General features: G+C 59.5%; 17 protein-coding genes. All 17 read left to right on the forward strand.

Translation table 11 applies throughout. From position 1 onward, the window contains the following. Window positions 1-104: 104 nt before the first annotated feature. The 17 genes from OGM60_03980 to murG all read left to right on the forward strand — a co-directional run bounded on the left by OGM60_03980 (window position 105) and on the right by murG (window position 22131). A complete protein-coding gene (locus tag OGM60_03980; protein ID UYI99960.1) occupies window positions 105-1229 on the forward strand; it encodes an aminotransferase in 1125 nt (374 codons plus the stop codon). Between the two features lie 579 nt (window positions 1230-1808). Then, window positions 1809-3050, forward strand: a complete 1242-nt coding sequence (gene arcA, locus OGM60_03985) for an arginine deiminase (GenBank protein ID UYI99961.1) — start codon at window positions 1809-1811, stop codon at window positions 3048-3050. A gap of 106 nt (window positions 3051-3156) precedes the next feature. After that, entirely contained in the window at window positions 3157-4152 is a 996-nt protein-coding gene (argF, locus tag OGM60_03990) for an ornithine carbamoyltransferase (protein ID UYI99962.1), read from the forward strand. Window positions 4153-4298: 146 nt separating this feature from the next. Next, on the forward strand, window positions 4299-5777 hold the full coding sequence (locus OGM60_03995) for a YfcC family protein (protein UYI99963.1): 1479 nt from the start codon (window positions 4299-4301) through the stop codon (window positions 5775-5777). Window positions 5778-6331: 554 nt separating this feature from the next. Then, window positions 6332-7813 carry a DUF1846 domain-containing protein gene (locus OGM60_04000; GenBank protein UYI99964.1) on the forward strand — a complete coding sequence of 494 codons (1482 nt, stop codon included), beginning with the start codon at window positions 6332-6334 and terminating at the stop codon, window positions 7811-7813. 256 nt (window positions 7814-8069) lie between these two features. Further along, a complete protein-coding gene (locus OGM60_04005; protein UYI99965.1) occupies window positions 8070-8405 on the forward strand; it encodes a hypothetical protein in 336 nt (111 codons plus the stop codon). A 177-nt stretch (window positions 8406-8582) separates the two neighbouring features. Beyond that, the gene (locus OGM60_04010) at window positions 8583-10244 is read left to right on the forward strand and encodes a CTP synthase (protein ID UYI99966.1); all 1662 of its coding nucleotides are present in this window, start codon (window positions 8583-8585) and stop codon (window positions 10242-10244) included. Between the two features lie 23 nt (window positions 10245-10267). Beyond that, window positions 10268-11188, forward strand: a complete 921-nt coding sequence (gene xerD, locus OGM60_04015; protein UYJ00149.1) for a site-specific tyrosine recombinase XerD — start codon at window positions 10268-10270, stop codon at window positions 11186-11188. A gap of 461 nt (window positions 11189-11649) precedes the next feature. After that, window positions 11650-12084, forward strand: a complete 435-nt coding sequence (locus OGM60_04020) for a division/cell wall cluster transcriptional repressor MraZ (GenBank protein UYI99967.1) — start codon at window positions 11650-11652, stop codon at window positions 12082-12084. A 20-nt stretch (window positions 12085-12104) separates the two neighbouring features. After that, the gene (rsmH, locus tag OGM60_04025) at window positions 12105-13070 is read left to right on the forward strand and encodes a 16S rRNA (cytosine(1402)-N(4))-methyltransferase RsmH (GenBank protein ID UYI99968.1); all 966 of its coding nucleotides are present in this window, start codon (window positions 12105-12107) and stop codon (window positions 13068-13070) included. Window positions 13071-13160: 90 nt separating this feature from the next. Next, window positions 13161-13631 (forward strand): hypothetical protein, encoded by a 471-nt coding sequence (locus tag OGM60_04030; GenBank protein UYI99969.1) that lies wholly within the window; start codon window positions 13161-13163, stop codon window positions 13629-13631. A 261-nt stretch (window positions 13632-13892) separates the two neighbouring features. Further along, complete coding sequence (locus tag OGM60_04035; protein ID UYJ00150.1) at window positions 13893-15515, forward strand: penicillin-binding protein 2; 1623 nt, start codon at window positions 13893-13895, stop codon at window positions 15513-15515. A gap of 123 nt (window positions 15516-15638) precedes the next feature. Beyond that, window positions 15639-17063: a UDP-N-acetylmuramoyl-tripeptide--D-alanyl-D-alanine ligase gene (locus OGM60_04040; protein UYI99970.1), complete on the forward strand. Its 1425-nt coding sequence runs from the start codon at window positions 15639-15641 to the stop codon at window positions 17061-17063. 3 nt (window positions 17064-17066) lie between these two features. Further along, on the forward strand, window positions 17067-18086 hold the full coding sequence (gene mraY / locus OGM60_04045) for a phospho-N-acetylmuramoyl-pentapeptide-transferase (protein ID UYI99971.1): 1020 nt from the start codon (window positions 17067-17069) through the stop codon (window positions 18084-18086). A 9-nt stretch (window positions 18087-18095) separates the two neighbouring features. Next, window positions 18096-19502, forward strand: coding sequence for a UDP-N-acetylmuramoyl-L-alanine--D-glutamate ligase (gene murD / locus OGM60_04050; protein UYI99972.1), 1407 nt, complete (start codon window positions 18096-18098; stop codon window positions 19500-19502). A gap of 9 nt (window positions 19503-19511) precedes the next feature. Next, the gene (gene ftsW, locus OGM60_04055) at window positions 19512-21026 is read left to right on the forward strand and encodes a putative lipid II flippase FtsW (GenBank protein UYI99973.1); all 1515 of its coding nucleotides are present in this window, start codon (window positions 19512-19514) and stop codon (window positions 21024-21026) included. Further along, complete coding sequence (gene murG / locus OGM60_04060; GenBank protein ID UYI99974.1) at window positions 21016-22131, forward strand: undecaprenyldiphospho-muramoylpentapeptide beta-N-acetylglucosaminyltransferase; 1116 nt, start codon at window positions 21016-21018, stop codon at window positions 22129-22131. Before ftsW ends, murG begins: the two co-directional genes overlap by 11 nt. The last annotated feature ends 31 nt before the right edge of the window (window positions 22132-22162 follow it).

Below are 22162 nucleotides of genomic sequence, written 5' to 3' on the forward strand. Positions count from 1 at the left end.
GTTGATACCCCAACGGTGTCGGCTTCTTTGTCTTTTGGGCATCATCTCGATTCCCATGACCTTTGCCGGCATCATCCCCGTGTTCTAGCGATTGGAGCTTAGTCATGGATATCAAGACAATTGGCGTTGAGGAATGGCTCAACGTTTGGGAGAAGAGCGCTACGTGGGACATTGCCCAGTCGACGATTTCGTCGCTGACCATGGGCGAGCTTCGCGCGCTCGACGAGCAGGACGGCGCTACGTTCTACGAGCGTCTGGATCGCGAGAAGATGAACTACGGCTGGATCGAGGGTTCGCCGGAGTTTAAGGCCGAGGTCGCCAAGCTGTATCGTTGCGAGGTCAATCCCGATCACATTCTGCAGACCAATGGCTGCACGGGCGCCAACCTCAACGCCATCATTGCCGTTGTCGGGCCCAGCGATCACGTGATTGCCGAGTGGCCTACCTATGCGCCGCTCTATGAGATCCCGCGTACGCTTGGTGCCGAGGTCGAGTATTGGGAGCTTCGCGAGGAGCTCGGATGGAAACCCGATATCGAACAGCTCAAGCGCCTCGTTCGCCCCAATACCAAGCTTATCTGCATCAATAACGCATCGAACCCCATCGGTACGGTGCTCGATGCAGACATGCTCGGGCAGATTGCCGAGATTGCCCGCTCGGTGGGCGCCTACGTGCTGTGCGACGAGGTGTATCTGCCGCTCGAGAACACCGAGTCCTTTATGTCGATGGCAGACGTGTACGAGAGGGCCATTGTCACCAACTCGGTGTCCAAGACCTATTCGACGCCTGCAGCCCGCGTGGGCTGGGTCGTTGCGGATGAAGAGGTGTCCAACCGCATCCGCACCTACCGCGACTACACCATGATCTGCGGTGGCGTGTTTAACGATGCTTTGGCGACCTACGTGCTCGAGCACAAGGACAAGATTCTCGAGCGCAACCGCAAGATCGTGTTTGGTAACCGAGATATCGCACAGGCTTGGATCGATACGCAGCAGCGTGTCTCTTGGACGGCCCCGCAGGGCGTGTCAACCTCGTTTATCCAGCTGGATATTCCCGAGGATGACGAGGAGTTCTGCAAGCGCCTGCTGGCCGATAGGGGAGTGCTGTTGGTCCCCGGTAGCCGTTTTGAGCTTCCCTGCGGAGCGCGCCTGGGCTACTGCGCGAGCGAAGATGTTCTTCGCGAGGGCCTGAGGCTTCTGGGCGAGGCACTGGCCGAGCTCGATCGCTAGTCCCTTGAGGTTCTCGAAGGCCTAAACCTTGCTGGACCCTAGGTGTACCGAATGCAGACCCGCTCCCTTTTGGGGAACGGGTCTGTTTGTCTTTGCTGCCGAAAAAGTCAAGTTGTTACAAATGGAGACGCAAGATCGATCGGGTATTCGATGGGCCTTATACTGAGCTTCCGGTGAACGGTATCCAACGTCTGGTAAACGGTAATCTGTTTGTCAAAAATGAATAGGACGCACTTTTTTCTGAATAAAAATCAAAATGGTTGAGACACAGCGAGAATTGCGAATTATATTCATATCGTTGCGTGAAATATGCAATTTGGGGGTGGTTTAACAAAGGTTAGTTTCAATTGATCCTGCGGTTAAAAAGCGTTTAAGCACGTAAATCCACTTTATTTAATCAAAGTATGCCATGCGTGAAGTATATGTGTATGCCGTTCACCCCTCATATAAAACCGTTCGGGGGCGAGGTGGAAGTATGGATTGATTTTGGATATAAATATGTCGTCAGCAATAACGCCTCACACGGAGGGGCGCTAACGAATCGGCCCTGACAGGGGCCCGAAAGAAAGGTAGGAGGCCATGACGAAAGGTCTGCACGTGCCTTCCGAGATCGGCAAGCTCAGGAAGGTCTGCCTGCACCGTCCCGGCGACGAGCTCCTCAACCTGCCGCCCGACGAGCTCGAGCGACTCCTGTTCGACGACGTCCCGTTCCTGGAGGTCGCACAGCAGGAGCACGACACCTTCGCCCAGATCCTGAGGGACCAGGGCGTCGAGGTGCTCTACCTCGAGAACCTCGTCGCCGAGGTGTTCGACCAGGTCCCCGGCGCCCGCGCCGAGTTCACCGACCAGTACATCGCCGAGGCCGGCATCCGCGGCCAGCACATGCCGCAGATCGTCCGCGAGAAGCTGGACTCCATCGAGGACAACCTCGAGTTCGTCAAGAAGACCATGGCCGGCATGACCAAGGCCGAGATCGACATGCCCCTCACGGCGTCCACGACCCTCGACTCCCTGGTCAACTCCGAGTCCGAGTCCGACCTGATCATCGACCCGATGCCCAACCTCTACTTCACCCGCGACCCGTTCGCGGTCGTCGGCGAGGGCGTCAACCTCAACCGCATGTACTCCGTCACCCGCAACCGCGAGACCCTGTACGGCAAGTACATCTTCAAGTACCACCCCGACTACAAGGACGTCTCCCTGTACTTCCGCCGCGACTGCCAGTTCCACACCGAGGGCGGCGACGTGCTGAACATCAACGAGAAGACCCTCGCCGTCGGCATCTCCCAGCGCACCCAGGCCGCCGCTATCGACATCATGGCCCAGAACATCTTCTGGAACTCCGACTCCAAGGTCGAGCGCATCCTTGCCTTCGACATCCCGGTCTCGCGCGCCTTCATGCACCTCGACACGGTCTTCACCCAGATCGACGTCGATAAGTTCACGATCCACCCCGCCATCATGGGCACCCTGCGCGTCTACGAGCTGACCGCCGGCAAGAACCCGGGCGACGTGAACATCCGCCTGATCGAGGACACCCTCGAGCACGTCCTGGAGGACGCCACCGGCGTCGACCAGGTCAAGCTGATCCCCTGCGGCGGCGGCGACCCGATCGCGGCCTCCCGCGAGCAGTGGAACGACGGCTCCAACACCCTGTGCGTCGAGCCCGGCAAGATCTGCGTCTACGCCCGCAACACCGTCACCAATGACGTGCTGTACAAGGAGGGCCTGGACCTTCTCGTCGTGCCCTCCGCCGAGCTCTCCCGCGGCCGCGGCGGCCCGCGCTGCATGAGCATGCCCTTCTGGCGCGAGGACCTCTAAGTCTTTCCGTTTCCGGTGCGGTCCCCCTACAACCGCACCGGTTTCGCCCGTCAAACGGGCAACACTAATTACTTACGTAATTCATTTCTTCGAAAGGAAACGAACCATGGGTGTTAACCTCTCCGGCCGTAGCTTCCTCAAGCTCCTCGACCTCACCACCGAGGAGATCGAGTACCTGCTCAAGCTCTCCAAGAACTTCAAGGACATGAAGCGCGCTGGCGTTCCGCACCGCTATCTCGAGGGCAAGAACATCGTTCTGCTCTTCCAGAAGACCTCCACTCGTACCCGCTGCGCCTTCGAGGTCGGCGGCATGGATCTGGGCATGGGTGTCACCTACCTCGATCCGGGTTCGTCGCAGATGGGCAAGAAGGAGTCCATCGAGGACACCGCCCGCGTTCTCGGCCGCATGTATGACGGCATCGAGTTCCGTGGCTTTGCCCAGGACGATGTCGAGGAGCTCGCTGCTAAGTCCGGCGTGCCCGTGTGGAACGGCCTGACCACTGAGTGGCATCCCACCCAGATGCTCGCCGACATCCTGACCGTCCAGGAGAACTTCAACTACGACATCAAGGGCAAGACCCTCGTCTTCATGGGCGACTGCAAGAACAACGTTGCTCGCTCCCTCATGGTTGTCTGCTCCAAGCTTGGCATGAACTTCGTGGCCTGCGGCCCCGAGGAGTGCATGCCCGCTGACGACGTCATCGAGGCCTGCAAGCCCATCGCCGAGGCCAACGGCTGCACCATCAAGCTGACCACCGACGTCAAGGACGGCGTCACCGGTGCCGACGTTATCTACACCGACGTGTGGGTCTCCATGGGCGAGCCTGACGAGGTCTGGGCCGAGCGCATCGCTCAGCTCACCCCGTATCGTGTCACCTCCGAGGTCATGGCTATGGCCAACCCGGGTGCCATCTTCCTGCACTGCCTGCCCAGCTTCCACGACACCAACACCACGATTGGCGCCGAGAAGTGCGAGCAGTTCGGCATCACCGAGCAGGAGGTCACCGACGAGGTCTTCGAGAGCCCCGCTTCCAAGGTCTTCGACGAGGCCGAGAACCGCATGCACACCATCAAGGCCGTCATGTACGCCACGCTCAAGTAAGTGCATCTAGCATCTCGCTCGGGGTGTATTGTTGAACACCCCGAGCGGCTTTATCTGGTAAAAATCTCGATCGAGCGGCAGGCACGGCACGGAAGAGCCGCTTCGGGCGAGATCAGTAAATGATTTATGAAGGGGGGATGAGAACTATGACTGAGACCGCTAAGAAAAAGCGCGGTATGCCTTCATCGTTCACCATTCTTCTTGCTCTGCTGGCAATTGTTGCAGTGATTACCGTTATCGTCTCCGGCACGTCCGGCGGCGCGGTTACTGCCGCCCGTCTGAGCGATTTCTGCACCGCCCCGATCAAGGGCTTCGCTGACGCTCTGCCCGTCTGCCTCTTCGTTATGATCCTCGGCGGCTTCCTCGGTATGATGACCGAGACCGGCGCCCTGGACAACGGCATCGCCGTCCTGGTGCAGAAGCTTAAGGGTAACGAGATCATGCTCATTCCCGTGCTGATGCTCATCTTCTCCCTCGGTGGTACCACCTATGGTATGTGCGAGGAGACCGTTCCCTTCTACGCCCTGCTTGCCGCTACCATGATGGCCGCTGGCTTCGACCCGATGGTCGGTGCCGCCACCGTCCTGCTCGGCGCTGGCTGCGGCTGCCTGGGCTCCACGGTTAACCCGTTCGCCGTCGGCGCTGCCGTCGACGCTCTGACCGGCGTTGGCATTGAGGTCAACCAGTCCATCATCATCGGCCTCGGTGCCGTCCTGTGGATTGTTACCACTGCCATGTCCATCTTCTTCGTCATGAGCTATGCCAAGAAGGTCAAGGCTGACAAGGGTTCCACCATCCTGTCGATGCAGGAGCTCAAGGACGCCGAAGAGGCTCACGGCAAGGCTGCTTCCGAGGTTCACAATGAGGTCAAGCTCACTGGTCGTCAGAAGGGTGTTCTGATCGCCTTTGCCTTCACCTTCGTCGTCATGATCGTCGGCTTCATTCCGCTGGCCGACCTCAACGAGGGCGTCGCCAACTTCTTCGACGCTGGCGCTGTCTACGACGCCGACGGTAACGCCGTCGTCCAGGGCTGGTCTGCCCTGATCACCGGCCTGCCCATTGGTCAGTGGTACTTCGACGAGGCTTCCACCTGGTTCTTCCTCATGGCCGTCCTGATCGGTATCATCGGTGGCCTGTCCGAGAAGCAGATCGTTAACACCTTCATCACCGGCGCTGCCGACATGATGTCCGTTGTTCTCGTCATCGCCCTCGCCCGTGGTATCTCCGTCCTCATGGCTAACACCGGCCTCGACGTCTACGTCCTCGACGCTGCCGCCAATGCTCTGGCTGGCCTGTCCGGCGTGATCTTCGCTCCCATGAGCTTCCTGGTCTACTTCGGCCTGTCCTTCCTGATCCCCTCGACCTCTGGTATGGCTACCGTCTCCATGCCTATCATGGGACCGCTGGCTGTTAAGCTCGGCTTCTCGCCCGAGGTCATGGTCATGATCTTCTCCTCTGCCATCGGCGTTGTGAACCTGTTCACCCCGACCTCCGGCGCCATCATGGGCGGTCTCGCCCTGGCCAAGATCGAGTGGACGACCTGGCTCAAGTTTGCCCTTAAGCTCATCGTCGCTCTCTCCGTCGTCTGCGCCATCATCCTGACCGTCGCTTGCGTGATGCTCTAAGTACCCAACGGGTACCCCACGGAAACCTTGACGATCCTGTAAAGGATCACCTGGTCATCGTCTGTCCGGTGGGGTCAACCCACCGGTAGACTCCTACCTTTAGCCCCCTCCCGTTCCGTGCGCGGGAGGGGGCGCTTTTTTGTTCCGCGGTTTTACCAAACCGCGGAACCGGTCGACGCTGCAAACCCGCCAGAGCGGCAATCTGACGTTCAATCGTCGGGCATGGCCAAAAGGCCTATGCCCTCCTCTTTCACGTCACCTTGCTCGCTCTGACGGGCTTTCGCTGACTTATGCTCCACCTGCGACGTTCCCCTTGTTGGTGCAGGGGGAAGCTTGCTCGCTCTGGTGCCCGTTCGCTGGCTTCAGCTCTGCCTGCGACGTTTTCATTGTTGGTGCTGAGTGACTTGTTCCCCGTTCCAAACGAGCTGCCCCGGGTCCCCGGTGGTTGTGGTGAGCGTGTTTGGTTGGTGCCTGTTGATGGTCTGGGTATCGGGGAGGGCGGGCTCCGTTATAATCGCCTAGGACATTAAATGGAAACGGGACGGGAGCCACACATGCGCCAGGGTTTCGACAATGCGAAGTACATCGAGCTGCAGGCTGCTCACATTAAGGAGCGCATCTCGCAGTTTGGTGGCAAGCTCTATTTGGAGTTTGGCGGCAAGCTGTTTGACGACTATCATGCGAGTCGCGTGCTGCCGGGTTTTGAGCCGGACAGCAAGTTCCGCATGCTCAAGAGCATTGCCGACGACGTCGAGGTCATCATCGCAATCAATGCAAACCATATCGAGAAGAACAAGGCCCGTGGCGACCTGGGCATTACCTATGACGAGGACGTCTTGCGCCTGGTCGACCTGTTCCGCGGCAACGGTTTTGCTGTCGCGGCCGTGGTTATCACGCAGTATGCCGGTCAGCCCGCTGCCGACGTCTTCCGCAATCGTCTGAATGCACTCGGCATTCCCGCCAAGCTGCACTATCCCATTGAGGGCTATCCGCACGACGTCGATCTGATCGTTTCTGACGAAGGCTACGGCAAGAACGAGTTCGTCGAGACCACGCGTCCGCTCGTTGTCGTGACGGCGCCCGGCCCTGGCTCGGGCAAGCTCGCCACCTGCCTCTCACAGCTGTATCACGAGCATAAGCACGGCACCGCCGCCGGTTATGCCAAGTTTGAGACCTTCCCGGTCTGGAATCTTCCCCTGACGCATCCGGTCAATATTGCCTACGAGGCCGCCACGGCGGACCTCGACGATGCCAACATCATCGATTCCTTTCACCTTGAGGCCTACAACAAGACCACGGTCAACTACAACCGCGACGTCGAGGCCTTCCCGGTGGTCCGTGCCCTGATGGAAAAGATCCTAGGCAAGAGCCCCTACCAGAGTCCCACGGACATGGGCGTCAATATGGTCGGCTTTGCCATCACCGATGACGATGCCTGCCGCGACGCTTCCAAGATGGAGATCGTCCGCCGCTACTTTACCGCGGTCGAAAATGTGCGCCGTACCGGCGTGGGCGATGAGCAAGTCGACCGTCTCAAGATTATTATGAAGAAGGCCGGCATCGATAAGAACTACTCACCGGCGCGCTCGGCGGCCTTAACCAGGGAGCAACTGACGGGTGGTCCCGTGGGCGCCATGGTCATGCCGGACGGTTCCGTGGTGACCGGTAAGACCTCCACGCGCCTGGGCGCCGCAAGTTCGCTCATTATGAACGCTCTCAAGCATGTTTCGGGCGTCGACCTTGAGCTTGAAGTCATCAGCGACGAGGCGATCGAGCCCATCAGCAAGCTCAAGACGCATTTCCTGGGCAGCAAAAACCCGCGCCTTCACACCGACGAGACGCTTATGGCGCTGTCGATCACCTCGGCTACGAGCGAGACGGCCGCTCGTGTCCTTTCGGGCCTGGAGCAGCTGCGCGGTTGCGATGCCTTCTTTAGCGTGATTATCTCGCCGACGGACGAGACGGTGTTGCGTAAACTGGGCATCAACGTGTGCTGCGAGCCCAAGTTTGAGCGTCGTGGTTTCTTCCATCGCTAAGTTTGAAGTACCGCGGTAATTGCATCGCCTTTTGGCCGTATCGGGTTAGCGCCCGGTACGGCTTTTTGATCAATAAAGCGTCTATTTCGGCGAAAAATAGCCGTTTACCTGCCTAAAAACAATTTGGGCGGTATACAATAATCGTAACTGTTTCATCCTTAGCGGGATGCCGCATGATGGATATTACCTGCCATCGTGAGGTGTGTCGGTCGTGCACGGCGCGCTGGATGCTCGTGCTCGGTTAGAGGAGGCTGCCATGGCGGGCAAGGGTCGTGCGAGTGTCAACGATATGAAGCGTGTCGAAGTGCTGGTGTTGATGGAGATTGCCCAGCAATCCGAAAGTGGCGGGACATATGGCTTCTCGCGCAAAACGCTTGCGGAGCACGTTGGGGTGTCTCCGTATCGAGCCCGCGCCGCAATTGAGCGCTTGGATTCTGACGGTTTGATCGAGGTCGTTTCGCGTTATAGCGAGGATGGCGGCCAGCTTGCAAATGGTATTTGCCTTACCGAGCGTGGCGGGTGGTATCTGAAAGGCATCCGCGCGGGTATGCTCGTTCGGGATATGCTCAGGGACGAGCTTGCCGATCGGTAGCGATCTGCCGCCTAAGTTGTTGCTACGCCGCTCGGGTCCCGGGCGGCGTTTTGTTTCGAGATGGAGAAATGCAAGCACTTTGGTGAAAAATGGCGAACTGCTTCTTTCTCGAGTATTACAATGAAGACCCGTAAGATGTGTATGGACAACTTCTACGGGAAGCGCAGGTAATTCAATATGACTAAGCATGTGTTTGTGACCGGCGGCGTGGTTTCGTCTTTGGGCAAGGGCATTACCGCGGCATCGCTGGGCCGTTTGCTCAAGTCGCGCGGCTACAAGGTGACGATGCAGAAGGCCGACCCGTATCTGAACGTCGACCCCGGTACCATGAGCCCGTTCCAGCACGGTGAGGTCTTTGTGACCGAGGACGGCTACGAGTCCGATCTGGACCTGGGCCACTACGAGCGTTTTATTGACGAGAACCTGACCCGCGATTCTAACTTTACGACGGGCGCCATTTACAAGAGCCTGATTGCCCGCGAGCGTCGCGGTGACTTTTTGGGCGGTACCGTCCAGGTGATCCCGCATGTCACCAATGCTATCAAGGACAAATTCCGCCGCATTGAGGAGCAGACTGGCTCCGACGTTGTCATTACCGAGCTGGGTGGCACGATCGGCGACATCGAGTCGCAGCCGTTCGTGGAGGCTATCCGCCAGTACCGCAAGGAGGCCGGTCCCGAGAACGTCTGCTACATCCACGTATCGCTCGTTCCCTATATCGCCGCCGCCCACGAGGTTAAGACCAAGCCCACGCAGCACTCCGTCAAGGAGCTGCGCAGCTTTGGTATCCAGCCGGACATCATTGTGCTGCGCTCCGATCACCATATTGATGACGCTATCCGCGGCAAGATCGCGAGTTTCTGCGACGTCGACACCGACTGTGTCTTTACCAACGAGGATTGCGCGAGCATTTACGACGTGCCGCAGCTGCTCGCGGAGCAGGACTTTGACCTGCGCATTTGCGAGCGCCTTGGCCTCGATCCGCGCGAGCGCGATATGAGCGCATGGAATGAGTTCCTGCGCAAGCAAAACCATGCCAACCATCACGCCGATAAGGTTAAGGTTGCCGTCGTGGGAAAGTACACCCAGCTTCCCGATGCATATCTGTCGGTTATCGAGGCCCTGCATCACGCGGGCGTTTTCTACGATCGTCACGTAGATGTGCAGCTGGTCGATGGTGAGAGCCTCGATGCCGAAAACGTCAATGAGGTTCTGGGCGACGCATCGGGCATCCTGGTTCCCGGCGGCTTTGGCAAGCGCGCCCTGGAGGGCAAGATCCTTGCTGCCGAGTTTGCTCGCGAGCACAAGATTCCGTATCTGGGCATTTGCCTGGGTATGCAGGTTGCCGTGTGCGAGTTCGCCCGCAACGTTGTCGGCCTTGCCGGTGCCAGCTCCTCCGAGTTTGATCCGGACGGTCCGTTTAGCGTAATCGACCTGATGAGCTCGCAGGAGGACGTGACCGAGAAGGGCGGCACCATGCGCCTGGGCGCCTATCCGTGCAAGCTCGCTGCCGATACCCTCGCGCGTGAGGCGTATGGCGAGGAGCTTGTCTACGAGCGCCACCGTCACCGTTTTGAGTTCAACAATGCCTTCCGCGATCAGCTCGAGGACGCCGGTCTTGTCATCTCGGGTCTTTCGCCTGATGAGCGTCTGGTCGAGATGGTCGAGCTGCCGCGCGATGTGCACCCGTGGTTCGTGGCCACCCAGGCTCACCCCGAGTTTAAGAGCCGCCCCACCAATCCTCAGCCGCTATTCCGAGAGTTCGTGCGTGCCTCGATTGGCCAGCATGAGGGCGTCGATCGCCTGCAGGTGACGCCCATGAATCGTTCGACGGACTAAGGTTGCCGGCGAACCGGGAACATATCGGAGAAGCTCCTTCGCCGCTCGCTGTGGCGGCGGGGGAGTTTCTTGATTACCTTGCAGTCGAGCGGGGCTTGGCGCGTAACACGATTGCCGCCTATCGCCGAGACCTGACGACCTACTGTGCCTATCTGGAGCGGACGGGCATTGCGTCCTTTGAGGACGTGAGTCGGCGGGTCATTGAGGACTTTATCGCCGATCGGCGCGATGGGGGCTATTCCGATGCCTCGGTGGAGCGCGCGCTCGCTGCCGTCAAAGGCCTGCATGCCTTTTTGGTGCGCGATGGGGCCGTGACCCAAAATCCTACGGCGGCGTTGCGTTTGCCAAAAAAGGCCGAGCGCCTGCCGGAGTGCCTTTCGGTGGAGGATGTTTCGGCATTGCTCGACCAGGATTTTCCGGATGGTGAGATGGGTCTGCGCGATCGCGCTATCTTGGAAGTGCTGTATGGGTGCGGCCTGCGCGTGAGCGAGCTGGTGGGGCTCGATGTGAGTGATATCCATGCCGATGACGGCTTTGTGCTGGTTCGCGGCAAGGGCTCCAAGGAGCGTCTGGTCCCTTTGGTGGGAAGCGCGGCGCGTGCCCTGACGCACTATATATGTGATGGGCGCCGACTTCTGGCGGCTCATGCTCGTGGGACAGAGACGCCGGCGGTCTTTTTAAACAAGAACGGCGGGCGTCTGTCGCGTCAGGGTGTTCACGTCATATGCGAGCGCTACGGACGCCAGGTGGGGTTGGTGGGACTCCATCCGCACACGTTGCGCCATTCCTTTGCCACCCATATGCTCGCGGGCGGCGCGGACCTTCGCGTGCTGCAGGAGATCTTGGGACACGCCGATATATCGACGACGCAGGTCTACACGCATGTCGATCGTACGCAGCTGACTGAGGTTTACCTGGCGGCCCACCCGCTGGCACATCGCTAATACGCTGCTGAGCTGCGATTACATGCTATCCGAGGACGGACCCCCGATTGCTGGAACGTGCTGTTGCGCACGTTTTGGCAATCGGGGGTCCGTCCCATTTTGCGCCACCGGCCAATGGCGCGGCGGGGTGCACATGCCGCGCGTGGGAGAGTTTGGGGGCGATGTGAACGGGATGTAAAGGGACGTAAAAATCGCCTCAAGGTCAACTTGAAGGTTGAGGTTGAAAGGCGGGGTGCTACAGGTGGCATCCCGCCTTTGCGTTAAACACAACATATTGTGTTTTCGAACATATGCTCGGGGGTGGCGCCCAATAGTTAGGGGGTGGAGTGGTGGGGTAGGGTGGGGGAAGGGGTGGGGAAAGGTGTTGAAAAATGGGGCAGTTCCCCATATTATTAATGACGTCGACAGGCGGGGTGGTTCCCCGCGTACGTGCCATCTGAGTAACCGAGGGGAGGGCGCACATGGGAATGACTGGTGCATACGAGCGCAATCTCGATGCAAAAGGTCGTCTGTCCCTGCCTGCACCCCTTCGCGAGGAACTTGGAGAGCACGTTCGCGTGTTCAAAGCCCTGGATGTCGATGCTCTGTACGTGTTCTCTGCCGAGGCCTTCGATAAGTGGGTCGAAGGACTCTTCGCGGGTCGTGAGGGCCACGAGGGTTTTAACCCGCGTGACATCAACGACCAGAAGCTCATGAGGGCGATCAACAAGCGCACCACGTCGATGGATGTGGACAGCGCCGGTCGTATCGGTCTTTCTGAGTCTCTCCGCAAGCAGGCGAACCTTGACCGCGAGGTCACGGTTGTGGGCAACTACGACCACCTTGAGGTTTGGGACCGCGCCGCGGCCGATGAGGACGATGACGACGAGGTTCTGCTTGACCTCTTCTTCTCGTAAGGGCAAGGCACGAGTAACGGATGGAGCGTGGGATCTTGACACAAGAATATCGGCATGAACCTGTCATGCTCGGCGAAGTGCTTGAGTCGCTGCAGCTCAAGAGCGGCTCCGTTGTCTGCGATTGCACCCTTGGCGGTGCCGGTCATTCGGTAAAGATGGCCGCGCAGGTGGGGGAGACGGGCCTTTTGCTCGGCGTCGATCAGGACGACATGGCCCTCGAGGCCGCTGGCGCCCGTCTGGACCGCGAGGTTCCCGGCGTCCCGCACCAGCTGCTGAAGGGCAACTTCGGCGACTTGGACGAGCTGCTTTGCTCGGCCGAGGTGCCCGGGGTCGATGGCTTCCTGTTTGACTTGGGCGTTTCGTCACCGCAACTCGATATCCCTGGCAGGGGCTTTTCGTATAACGAAGATGCCCTATTGGACATGCGGATGGATCCGGGTAACAACACCCTAAACGCAGCTGAGGTCATCAACACCTATAACGAACACGACCTCGCCCGGATTCTACGCGTCTATGGCGAAGAGAAGTTCGCCTCGCAGATTGCGCGCGAGATCGTGCGCCGTCGCGAGCAAGAACCGATCGAAACCACCGGTCAATTTGTCGAGATCATCAAGGCTGGCATTCCGGCTGCCGCTCGTCGGCATGGTGGACACCCGGCCAAGAAGAGCTTCCAGGCCATTCGCATCGAGGTCAACCACGAGCTCGATGTGCTCGAGAGGGGGCTTGACGCCGCCACCAGGTGGCTCAACCCGGGCGGACGCATCTGCGTCATCTCGTATCACTCGCTCGAGGACCGTATCGTAAAGAACCACTTTAAGGAGATGAGCCAGGGGTGCACGTGTCCGCCGGAGATTCCGGTGTGCGTGTGCGGCAACGTGCCGATACTCAAGGTCATCACCCGCAAACCCTTGGTTGCCCAACCCGATGAGGTCGCGCGCAACCCTCGGGCGAGATCAGCCAAAATCCGCGTGGCGCAGCGCCTGTAGGCGCGACCGCGCGAAATTGGACCTCCCGCTCGCACCATAAACGAAGCTTAAACACACTACCAACGTACTCGGGATGGGAGGCGGCATATCATGGGCTATAACACCTCAAACGCAGCACTCGCCTATGATATGAACGCCATGCCCGCCTACCGCGAGGCACCGCAGGCGCCCGTTGCCCCTCGTGAGCAACGCACGCCGCGTTTTGATGTCTACACGGGCGCGGGCCGTCAGGCAAACCAGGCGGTAAGCCCGGTTTTCATGAGCGTTCTTAAAACGGTTTGCATCATTGCGGCTGTCTTCATGACGATCGGTGTCGCGCGCGTGGCGCTTGCCGGTGTTACGGCCCAGGTGCTTAACGGCAACGCAGAGCTTACCAACACGCTCGAGAAGGCGACCGACGAGAGTTCTAACCTTGAGGTCATGCATTCGGTCTATGGTGCCGACACGCGTATTCGCGATCTTGCGGGCGCCTATGGCATGGTGGAGCCCAGCGAGAGCGTTACGCTTGACTTTTCGCAGGATGCAGCCGCGGGCGCTAGCTCGACTGCGGCCGCTCAGTAAATAAGACGGTAGCTGAGTATGACAAATGACTATCGCCGCGGTTCCGACGGGGACCACGGGTCTGGACGTCCCTCCTCGCGGGGACGTTCTGGTTATCAAGGAACGGGTCGGCCATCTTACAACGCGGGGCCGTCCTATGGCAACGACCCTGCGTCGCGTCTTCGTGGTTCGGGCGGACCTCGGGTGCGCAATACGGGCGCGCGCAAGGGGTCGTCGTCTGAATGGGTTACGGGAACGCCGCTGCCTCGCCGCGATGTCGTTATGGGCTGTATCGGGGTTGGCCTTGCCGCGGGCGTCTTCCGTCTTGCCGAATACCAGATCGTGAATGCTGACAAGCTGCGCGAGCGCGCGGACGCGCGTCGTCTGCTTTCACAGACGCTCTATGCCAAACGTGGCACTATCTACGACCGCAACGGCAACGTGCTGACGTCGTCAGTCGAATGCCGCAATGTCGCCGTGAACCCTCAGCTTGTCGAGGACGTCGACAAGACGGTCTCGGCGCTGGTCAAGGCCACCGGTATCGATAAAAAGACCTGTCGCAAGCTGGTACTGTCTGATGGTTCCTGGGTGTATATCAAGCGCCAGGTCGACGAGGATGACGCTGCCGCCCTGGAAAAGAAGAATCTACCCGGCGTGCTCTTTGAGCAGGCGATGAAGCGGGTTTACCCGTATGGAAACCTGGCTTCTCAGGTGCTGGGCGTCGTGAACGTGGACAACGCTGGCCTGACTGGACTCGAAAAACAATACGATGAGCTTCTGACCGGAACGAATGGCTCTCTTGTGCGCGAGCGCGCAAGAGATGGCGGCTACATCGCGGGCGGTGCCTATAAAAAGGTTGCCGCGATTGATGGCGTGGATATCGTGACGACGATCGACGTCAACATTCAGCGCGCCGCGGAAGATGCCTTGGCCGAGGCGGTCGAGAAGACGAAGGCCAAAAACGGGTCGGCCCTGGTGACCGACCCGACGACTGGAGAGATCCTGGCCGCCTGCTCGTATCCGACCTACGACCAGACCAATTTGGAAAACGCCAAGACCGAGGACATGAACCTTCGTCTGGTGACGGATGCCTACGAGCCCGGCTCGGTCTTTAAGACGCTGGTTGCGGGCGCCGGATTTGATTTGGGCGTTGTGCGCCCGAGCACATCGTTTGAGGTTCCCGCGAGTATCAAGGTGGGCGACGATACCGTTACCGATGCCGACAAGCGTGACTACACCATGACAATGGACGTACGCGAGATGATGCGCCGTTCGTCCAATGTCGGTTTTGTCCTGGTGGGGCGCAAGATCGGTGCCGATGATTTTGCCACCTATGTGGACAAGTGGGGTATCGGTCATAGCTCCGGTGTCGATTTTCCGGGTGAGAGTCTGGGCATCGTCAAGGAGCGCGACCAGTACGATGGTGCCACCTTGGGTGCTATGAGCTTTGGCCAGGCGCTGTCCGTCTCGCCGATTGAGGTCGCACGTGCCGTGGGCGGCATCGCGAACGGCGGCGTGATGATGACTCCGCACTTCTATAAGTCGAGCAAGGGCGATGAAAAGGATTGGGGCGAGGGGGATCGCGCGATTTCCGAGGAGGCCGCCTCGCAGGTGACATCGTGTATGCAGACGGTCGTTGCCGAGGGAACGGGCGTTGGCGGCGCGGTGGACGGCTACGACGTGGCGGGCAAGACAGGTACGGCCGAGCGCGCCGATGAGAACGGCGGCTACCTCAAAGAGAACTACATGTCGTCTTTTATGGGGTTTGCCCCGGCGCAGTCGCCCAAGGTCCTGTGCTATATCACCCTTGACGGAACCCCGTCAGGCTCCGATGCCGCCGCAGTGCCGTTCCAGTCCATTATGGCCAGTGCGCTTGACGTGTTGGGTGTCCCGCGCACCAAGTAGGGGGTTACTATCTATGAAATGGCCAGTCGGTTAATCCGGGTTGTTCACACGCCCTGCACCACGCGTAGGCGGCGCTGGGATACAATACGCCGATAGCATTATTAGGTTTACAGGGGAGCTGCAATGATAGAGATCGCCGTCAACAATCTCGCGGCCGCAACAGGGGCCCGAACCGTGACGGGAGAAGCCGATCGGGTATGCCGCGGTTGCGTTATCGACTCGCGCCAGGTTGAGGAGGGCACGATATTCGTCGCCTTCCCGGGTGAAAAGGTCGACGGCAACGACTTTGCTTCCCGTGCCATCGAGTCGGGTGCCGGCGCCGTAGTGATGACGCGCGAGCCCGATGCCGAGCTGCTTTCGCTGGCCCATGAGAAGGGCTGCGCCATCCTGCATACCGATGACCCCGAGGAGTTTTTGCTGCGCCTGGCTCACGCTTATCGTTTGGAGCTTGGCTGCCTGGTAATTGGCATTACCGGCTCTATCGGCAAGACAACGACCAAGGACGTGCTCGCCGCGGTGCTCGCCAAGCGCTATCGCGTTTGGGCAACCAAGGGTAACTACAACAACCTGATCGGTATGCCGCTCACGGTGCTGGCGGCCCCTGCCGACACCGAGGTTCTGGTGCTCGAGATGGGCATGAACCATTTCCACGAGATTGAGCGCATGTCTCAGTCCGCCAATCCCAACCTTGCCATTGTGACCAAGATCGGCACCTCCCATATCGGTATTCTGGGCAGTCGCGAGAATATCGCTCGTGCCAAATCCGAGATTGTTGGCGGCATGTGCGCCGCCGGAGACCTTCTCCCGTTGCTGGTTTTGGGTGGTGAGGACGACTTTACTCCGTTCATCCGCGACACCTTTGCCGCGCCTGCGGGCGTCGACGTGATGCTTGCGGGCGTCTCGGACGACGATGAGGTCCGTGCGTGCGACATTCGCATTGATGACGAGGGGCGCCCGGTCTTTACGCTCGATTTTGGCTTGGGCGAGACTATCGACACACTGCTTGCCATTCCCGGCGCGCAGTCCGTTCCCAATGCCGTCAAGGCCGCGGCGGTTGCCTATCGTCTTGGCGTGACGCCCGAGCAGATCGATGCCGCCTTTAGGGGTCTTACGATTACCGGGCATCGCCAGGAAATCAAGCGCGCCAAGAGCGGCGCTCGCGTCATCGACGACTCATATAACGCCAGTGCCGAATCGATGGCAGCCGGCCTCGACCTGCTGTGTTCGCTTTCGTGCACGGGTTCGCGCATGGCGGTTCTGGGCGAGATGGGCGAGATGGGCGACGAGGCTCCTCGCATGCATGAGCTGGTGGGCGCCTATGCGGCGGCCAAGAAGCTCGATATGCTCGCATGTGTCGGCGGTGAGCTTGCCCAGCGTATGGCCGAGGCCGCGCGCATGATGGGTATGGATGAGGACCGCATTCAGGTGTTCTCCGACTATCAGCAGGTGCTCGACCGTATGGGCGGCGCTCTTGAGCAGCATGATGTCGTGCTGGTCAAGGGCTCACGCTTCGTTGAGCTCGATCGCTTTGTGGAAGGTGTGTGCTAGTCCATGTTCGGCAATCCTTCGTATCCTACGTACCAGGCATTTTTGGGGTTGGGCATCGCCGCCGTCATCGCGATGCTGCTTATGCCGTGGTGGATTAAGCTCCTGAAGGTCGAGGGCATCGGCCAGCAGGTTCGCGCCGATGGCCCCAAGCGCCATCTGATTAAGCAGGGCACGCCCACTATGGGCGGCGTCATCATCCTGGTCGCCGTTTCGCTGACGTGCCTTTTGATGGGTAAGCTCACCACCGAGCTCGTGCTTGTGCTGCTCGCCACGCTGGCAACCGGCGTTCTTGGCCTCATCGACGACCTGACTTCTGTCACGCACGGCCGCTCGCTCGGCCTGACGCCTCACGCCAAGATGATTGGCCTTACCCTCATCTGCGTTACCTTTACCGTGCTTGCTGTCAACTGGTGCGGCGTCGCCCCCGAGATTCGTTTCCCCGGTGGCCTGACGATCGACCTTGGTGTGCTCTCGACCACCATTTGCGGCCTCTCTTTTCCGTGGCTCTACCTTGTCTTTTGCTGGCTGATGATCGCGGGCCTTTCCAACGCCGTAAACCTCACCGACGGCTTGGACGGTCTTGCCGGCGGCACCTCCATGATCGCCATGCTGGCCATGGCCGCCATGGCGTTTTTGCACGGCGATGTGAACCTGTCCATCTTCTGCACGGCGTGCGCCGGCGCCTGCCTGGGCTTTTTGTGGTTCAACTGCTATCCGGCGAGCATCTTTATGGGCGATACCGGCTCGCTTGCCCTGGGTGCCGCTTTTGCCTGCACCTCCATCATGACCAACACCGAAGTCGTTTCCCTCATCATCGGCGGTCTGTTTATCGTCGAGACCCTGTCGGTCATGATCCAGGTTGTCTATTTCCACTTTACGCACAAGCGCGTCTTCCTTATGGCGCCCATTCATCATCATTTCGAAAAGAAGGGCTGGGCCGAGACCAAGGTCGTCATCCGTTTTTGGATTGTCGCCGCGGCCTTCGGAGCCCTGGGCCTCGCGTTGTTCTTCCAGTTGGGATAGTGGTCTTTCATGCCTCTTGCTGATGTCTTTAGCCTGCTCGTTTTGGGCCAGGGTAAGTCCGGTCTTGATGTCGCTCGCTGGGCGCTTGCACATCCCGAGCGTGTGAGTGCCGTTACCGTTTACGGTGGCGGCACGTCCGAGCCCAACGATGCCACGCGCTCGCTCGAGGCGCACGGGGCATCGTTTGTCTACGGAACCGAGCAGGTCGAGGGCGCGTTTGATGTATGCGTGACGTGTCCGGGCATCTCGGAGTTCTCGGCATTCTTTAAGGCTGGCCGTGATCACGCTGCCCAGATTATGGGTGAGCCCGAGTTTGCCTACCGTCTGTCTCCCCAAAATTGGATTGCCATTACGGGCACCAACGGCAAGACGACAACCACGTCACTGACCGATTACCTGCTTAAGGCAGCGGGCGAGGCGAGCGTTGCTGTCGGCAACATTGGCGAGCCTCCGGTGAACGAGATCGATGGCCGTGCGCATAACGAGTGGTTTGTGGCGGAGCTTTCGAGCTATCAGATCGCAACGACCCAGGAGCTTCACCCCCGTGTGGCGGTGCTGCTCAACATTACCCCCGACCATCTGGGCTGGCATAAGAGCCATAAGAACTATGCGCTCGCCAAGATTAAGCTCTTCGAGAATATGGTCGACGATGACCTGGTGATTGTTGACGTCGAGGATGCCGGTATCCACGAGATCGATGAGTACATCTATGTTCCGGGCCGTCGCATCTGCAAGGTTGCTTTTGACGAGCCTGCGGGCGAGGACGCCGCATTTGTGCGCGATGGCAAGATGGTCGTTCGTCTGAAGGGCGTCGAGACCCCGCTCGTCGATACGTCCGAGCTTAAGATTTCGGGCCATCACAATGTAATCAATGCCCTGTGTGCTGCCACGGCGGCCCTGACGGTCGGCGCCGATGTTGACGGTGTGTGTCGCGGCCTGGTCTCGTTCCAGCCGCTGGAGCACCGCGTTGAGCCCTGTGGCGAGATCGATGGCGTGCGCTATGTCAACGATTCCAAGGCAACGAACACCGATGCGGTCGAAAAGGCCTTGACGGCGTTTCCCGATGACGATGTGATCTTGCTGCTCGGCGGTCACGATAAGGGCACGCCGCTCGATTCCTTTGCCCGCGTTGTGATGGATAACGTTCGCTCGGTGGTCTGCTTTGGCGACGCGTGCGAGCGCTTTACCGCCGCTATGGACGAGGCGGATGTCGACGGTGATGTCGATATCGCTCAGGCCGACGACCTGCGCGATGCCGTGGACGTTGCCCGTTCGCTCTCGAGCCGCGGCGATGTGATCTTACTGTCGCCCGCCTGCTCTTCGTTCGATGAGTTCTCGGGCTACGAGGAGCGCGGTCGCGTGTTTAAGGACTATGTGGCCCAGCTTGCAGCTGCGTCCAATACGCAAATGGAATAGGGGTTGCCGGTGAGAGAGGAGAGCCCCCGACAGAATATGAGGAGGCCCGACTCGGACCGTGCTTCCTCGCAGCGCAGCACGCCGCGCGCCGGTCGTCGCACGCAGGGCATCGGCGAACGTTATATCGCTGGCGTCCCCGCACGTATCATGCGACCCCGCCTGGTCTTTTTGACCTGCCTGTTCTCGCTGGTCTGTTTTGGCCTGCTTATGGTGTACTCGGCTTCTTCAGTCGAGGCGCTTCACGAGAACGACTCCGCGACCTACTTTTTGTTCCGGCAGTTTATGTTCACTGTCGTCGGCGTTGCTGCCCTCGAGTTCATCGCGCGCGTTGCACCCGATAGCTGGTTTGGCGAAGGGGCGCTTAAACTTGCCCTTATCGCTATGATGATCTTGCTGCTTGCGGTGTTCCTCTTTGGTAGCGGCAGCCGTGGCGCTACGCGTTGGCTGAGCATTGCCGGCATTCAGTTTCAGCCATCGGAGTTTCTCAAGCCGTTTGCCATTGCCTATTCTGCCATCATGCTCGATCGCGTGTTTTCGCCCGGCGGTAACATCAATGAGTTCCTTAAGGGCATGGGCTTATATTTGGGCATATCGCTCGTCTTGATTTTTATTCAGCCCGACTTTGGCACCATCCTGATTATTCTGTTGACGATCATGTGCATGGCGCTCTTTGCCGGTCTTGACCCAAAATTCATTATCGGTGCGATTCTTGCTGGCGCCGTCATCATCGTGATCGCTCTTGTCGTCGAGCCGTACCGTATGGTGCGCATTCAGGTTCTCTTGAACCCTTGGGCAGATGAATATGGAGACGGGTATCAGGCAACGCTCGCCATTATGGCGTTTGCTTCGGGCGGACTGTTCGGCCGCGGTATCGGTAACTCAACCATGAAGTACTCGTATTTGCCCGAGGCACACAACGACTACATCCTGGCCATCATTGGCGAGGAGGTTGGCTTTTTGGGGACGCTGCTGTTTTTCTTGGTGTTTGCGATGCTGATCTACTCGGCGTTTCGAATTGCCGAGCAGGCCGCCGATCGTCGCGGGGCGCTCATGGCTTCGGGCTCTGCGGTTATCCTCGCGGTGCAGTTTTTGATCAACGCGCTGGGTATTCTCAACGTGTTTCCTATGACGGGTAAGCCGCTGCCGTTTATCAGCTATGGCGGCTCGTCGATTATCGTGTCGCTCATGCTCGCCGGGCTTATTTTACGCGTCTCGCACGAGAGCGCTCGACGCGATGAATACGATCGTCGTCGCGATAGCTTTGCCGTTATGGACGAGAGCACTGCCGGTGTTCCCCATACGCGTGGGGAGCGCTCGTCGCGTGGCGGTTTTACCGTCTTGAACGGTTTTGCTTCGGAGTCGGATGCTCGTCCGCGCTCGGTGCCGCAGAGTCGCCCGCAACGACCGACGCCGCGCAATACGGGTGGCGGATATAATCGGATCGACTTGAATTCGGACCCGTCGGCGCGCTTGCGCACCGACGACCAGGGGCCGCGCGTACGAAGGGACTACCATGACCGATAAGATGACCGTTGCTATCGCAGCCGGCGGCACGGCGGGACATATCAACCCCGCACTTGCCTTGGCCGAGGAGCTACGTGACCGTGGCCACCACGTTGTGTTTGTGGGTCAGTCGCATAAGCTCGAGGGTCGTCTGGTTCCCGAGGCAGGGTTCGATTTTGTGCCGATTACGGTTACGGGCTTCGACCGCTCTCGCCCTTGGACGGCATTGAGCTCGCTGTGGCGTGTCTATAAGGCGAAGCGCGCGCTCGGCAGCCATTTTTCTAAAGCCTGCAAGCCCGATGTCGCTATAGGTTTTGGCGCCTATGTCGAGGTCCCGCTTCTGGGCTGGTGCAAAGACTCGGGCATTCCGTATCTGCTGCATGAACAGAACTCCGTTCCGGGCCTTGCTAACAAGATGATGAGTTCGCATGCCGCCCGCGTTTGCATCTCGGTGCCGGCAGCACGTTCCGTGTTTGAGCGTGAGGGCGATCCTGACCATGTGCTCATGACCGGCAACCCCGTGCGCCGTTCTGTGATCGAGGGGGATCGGGTTCGCGGTCGCAGGGCTCTCGACGTGCCTGAGGACGCCACACTCCTGCTGGTTTTTGGCGGCTCACTTGGTGCTCAACATCTTAATGAGCGCGTGGCTTCGCTTAAAAACGAGTTGCTCTCGCGCGATAATCTCTATGTTTTGCATTCGACGGGCGCCGATGGCTTCGAGGACACCGAGCGTGCTCTTGCCCTGATGCCCGAGGAGGCGAAGCGGTATCGCGTCCAGCCCTACATCGACAATATGGGCGATATGCTGGCCGCGGCCGATTTGGTCCTCTCGCGCTCGGGCGCTTCGAGCGTTGCCGAGATCGCGGCCCTTGCCACACCTTCGGTACTGGTGCCGTATCCGCATGCGACGGCCGATCATCAGACCACCAATGCCCGCTATCTGGTCGATGCCGGTGCTGGCGTGCTCTGCGCCGATGCCGATATTGATACCCAGGCGTTTGCCGATGAGCTGCTGCATCTTATCGATGATGCGCAGGCGCGCGATGCCATGCGTCAGGCGGCTCGCGGTTTGGCCCAGGACCGCGCTGCCGTCCTTTTGGCAGACGCGGTAGAAGGATTGCGTTAGTTAGACGGGATATCGCGGGTCGCCCTCGCGC

The sequence above is a fragment of the Coriobacteriaceae bacterium genome (assembly GCA_025757745.1).
Classification (GTDB): Bacteria; Actinomycetota; Coriobacteriia; order Coriobacteriales; family Coriobacteriaceae; genus Collinsella.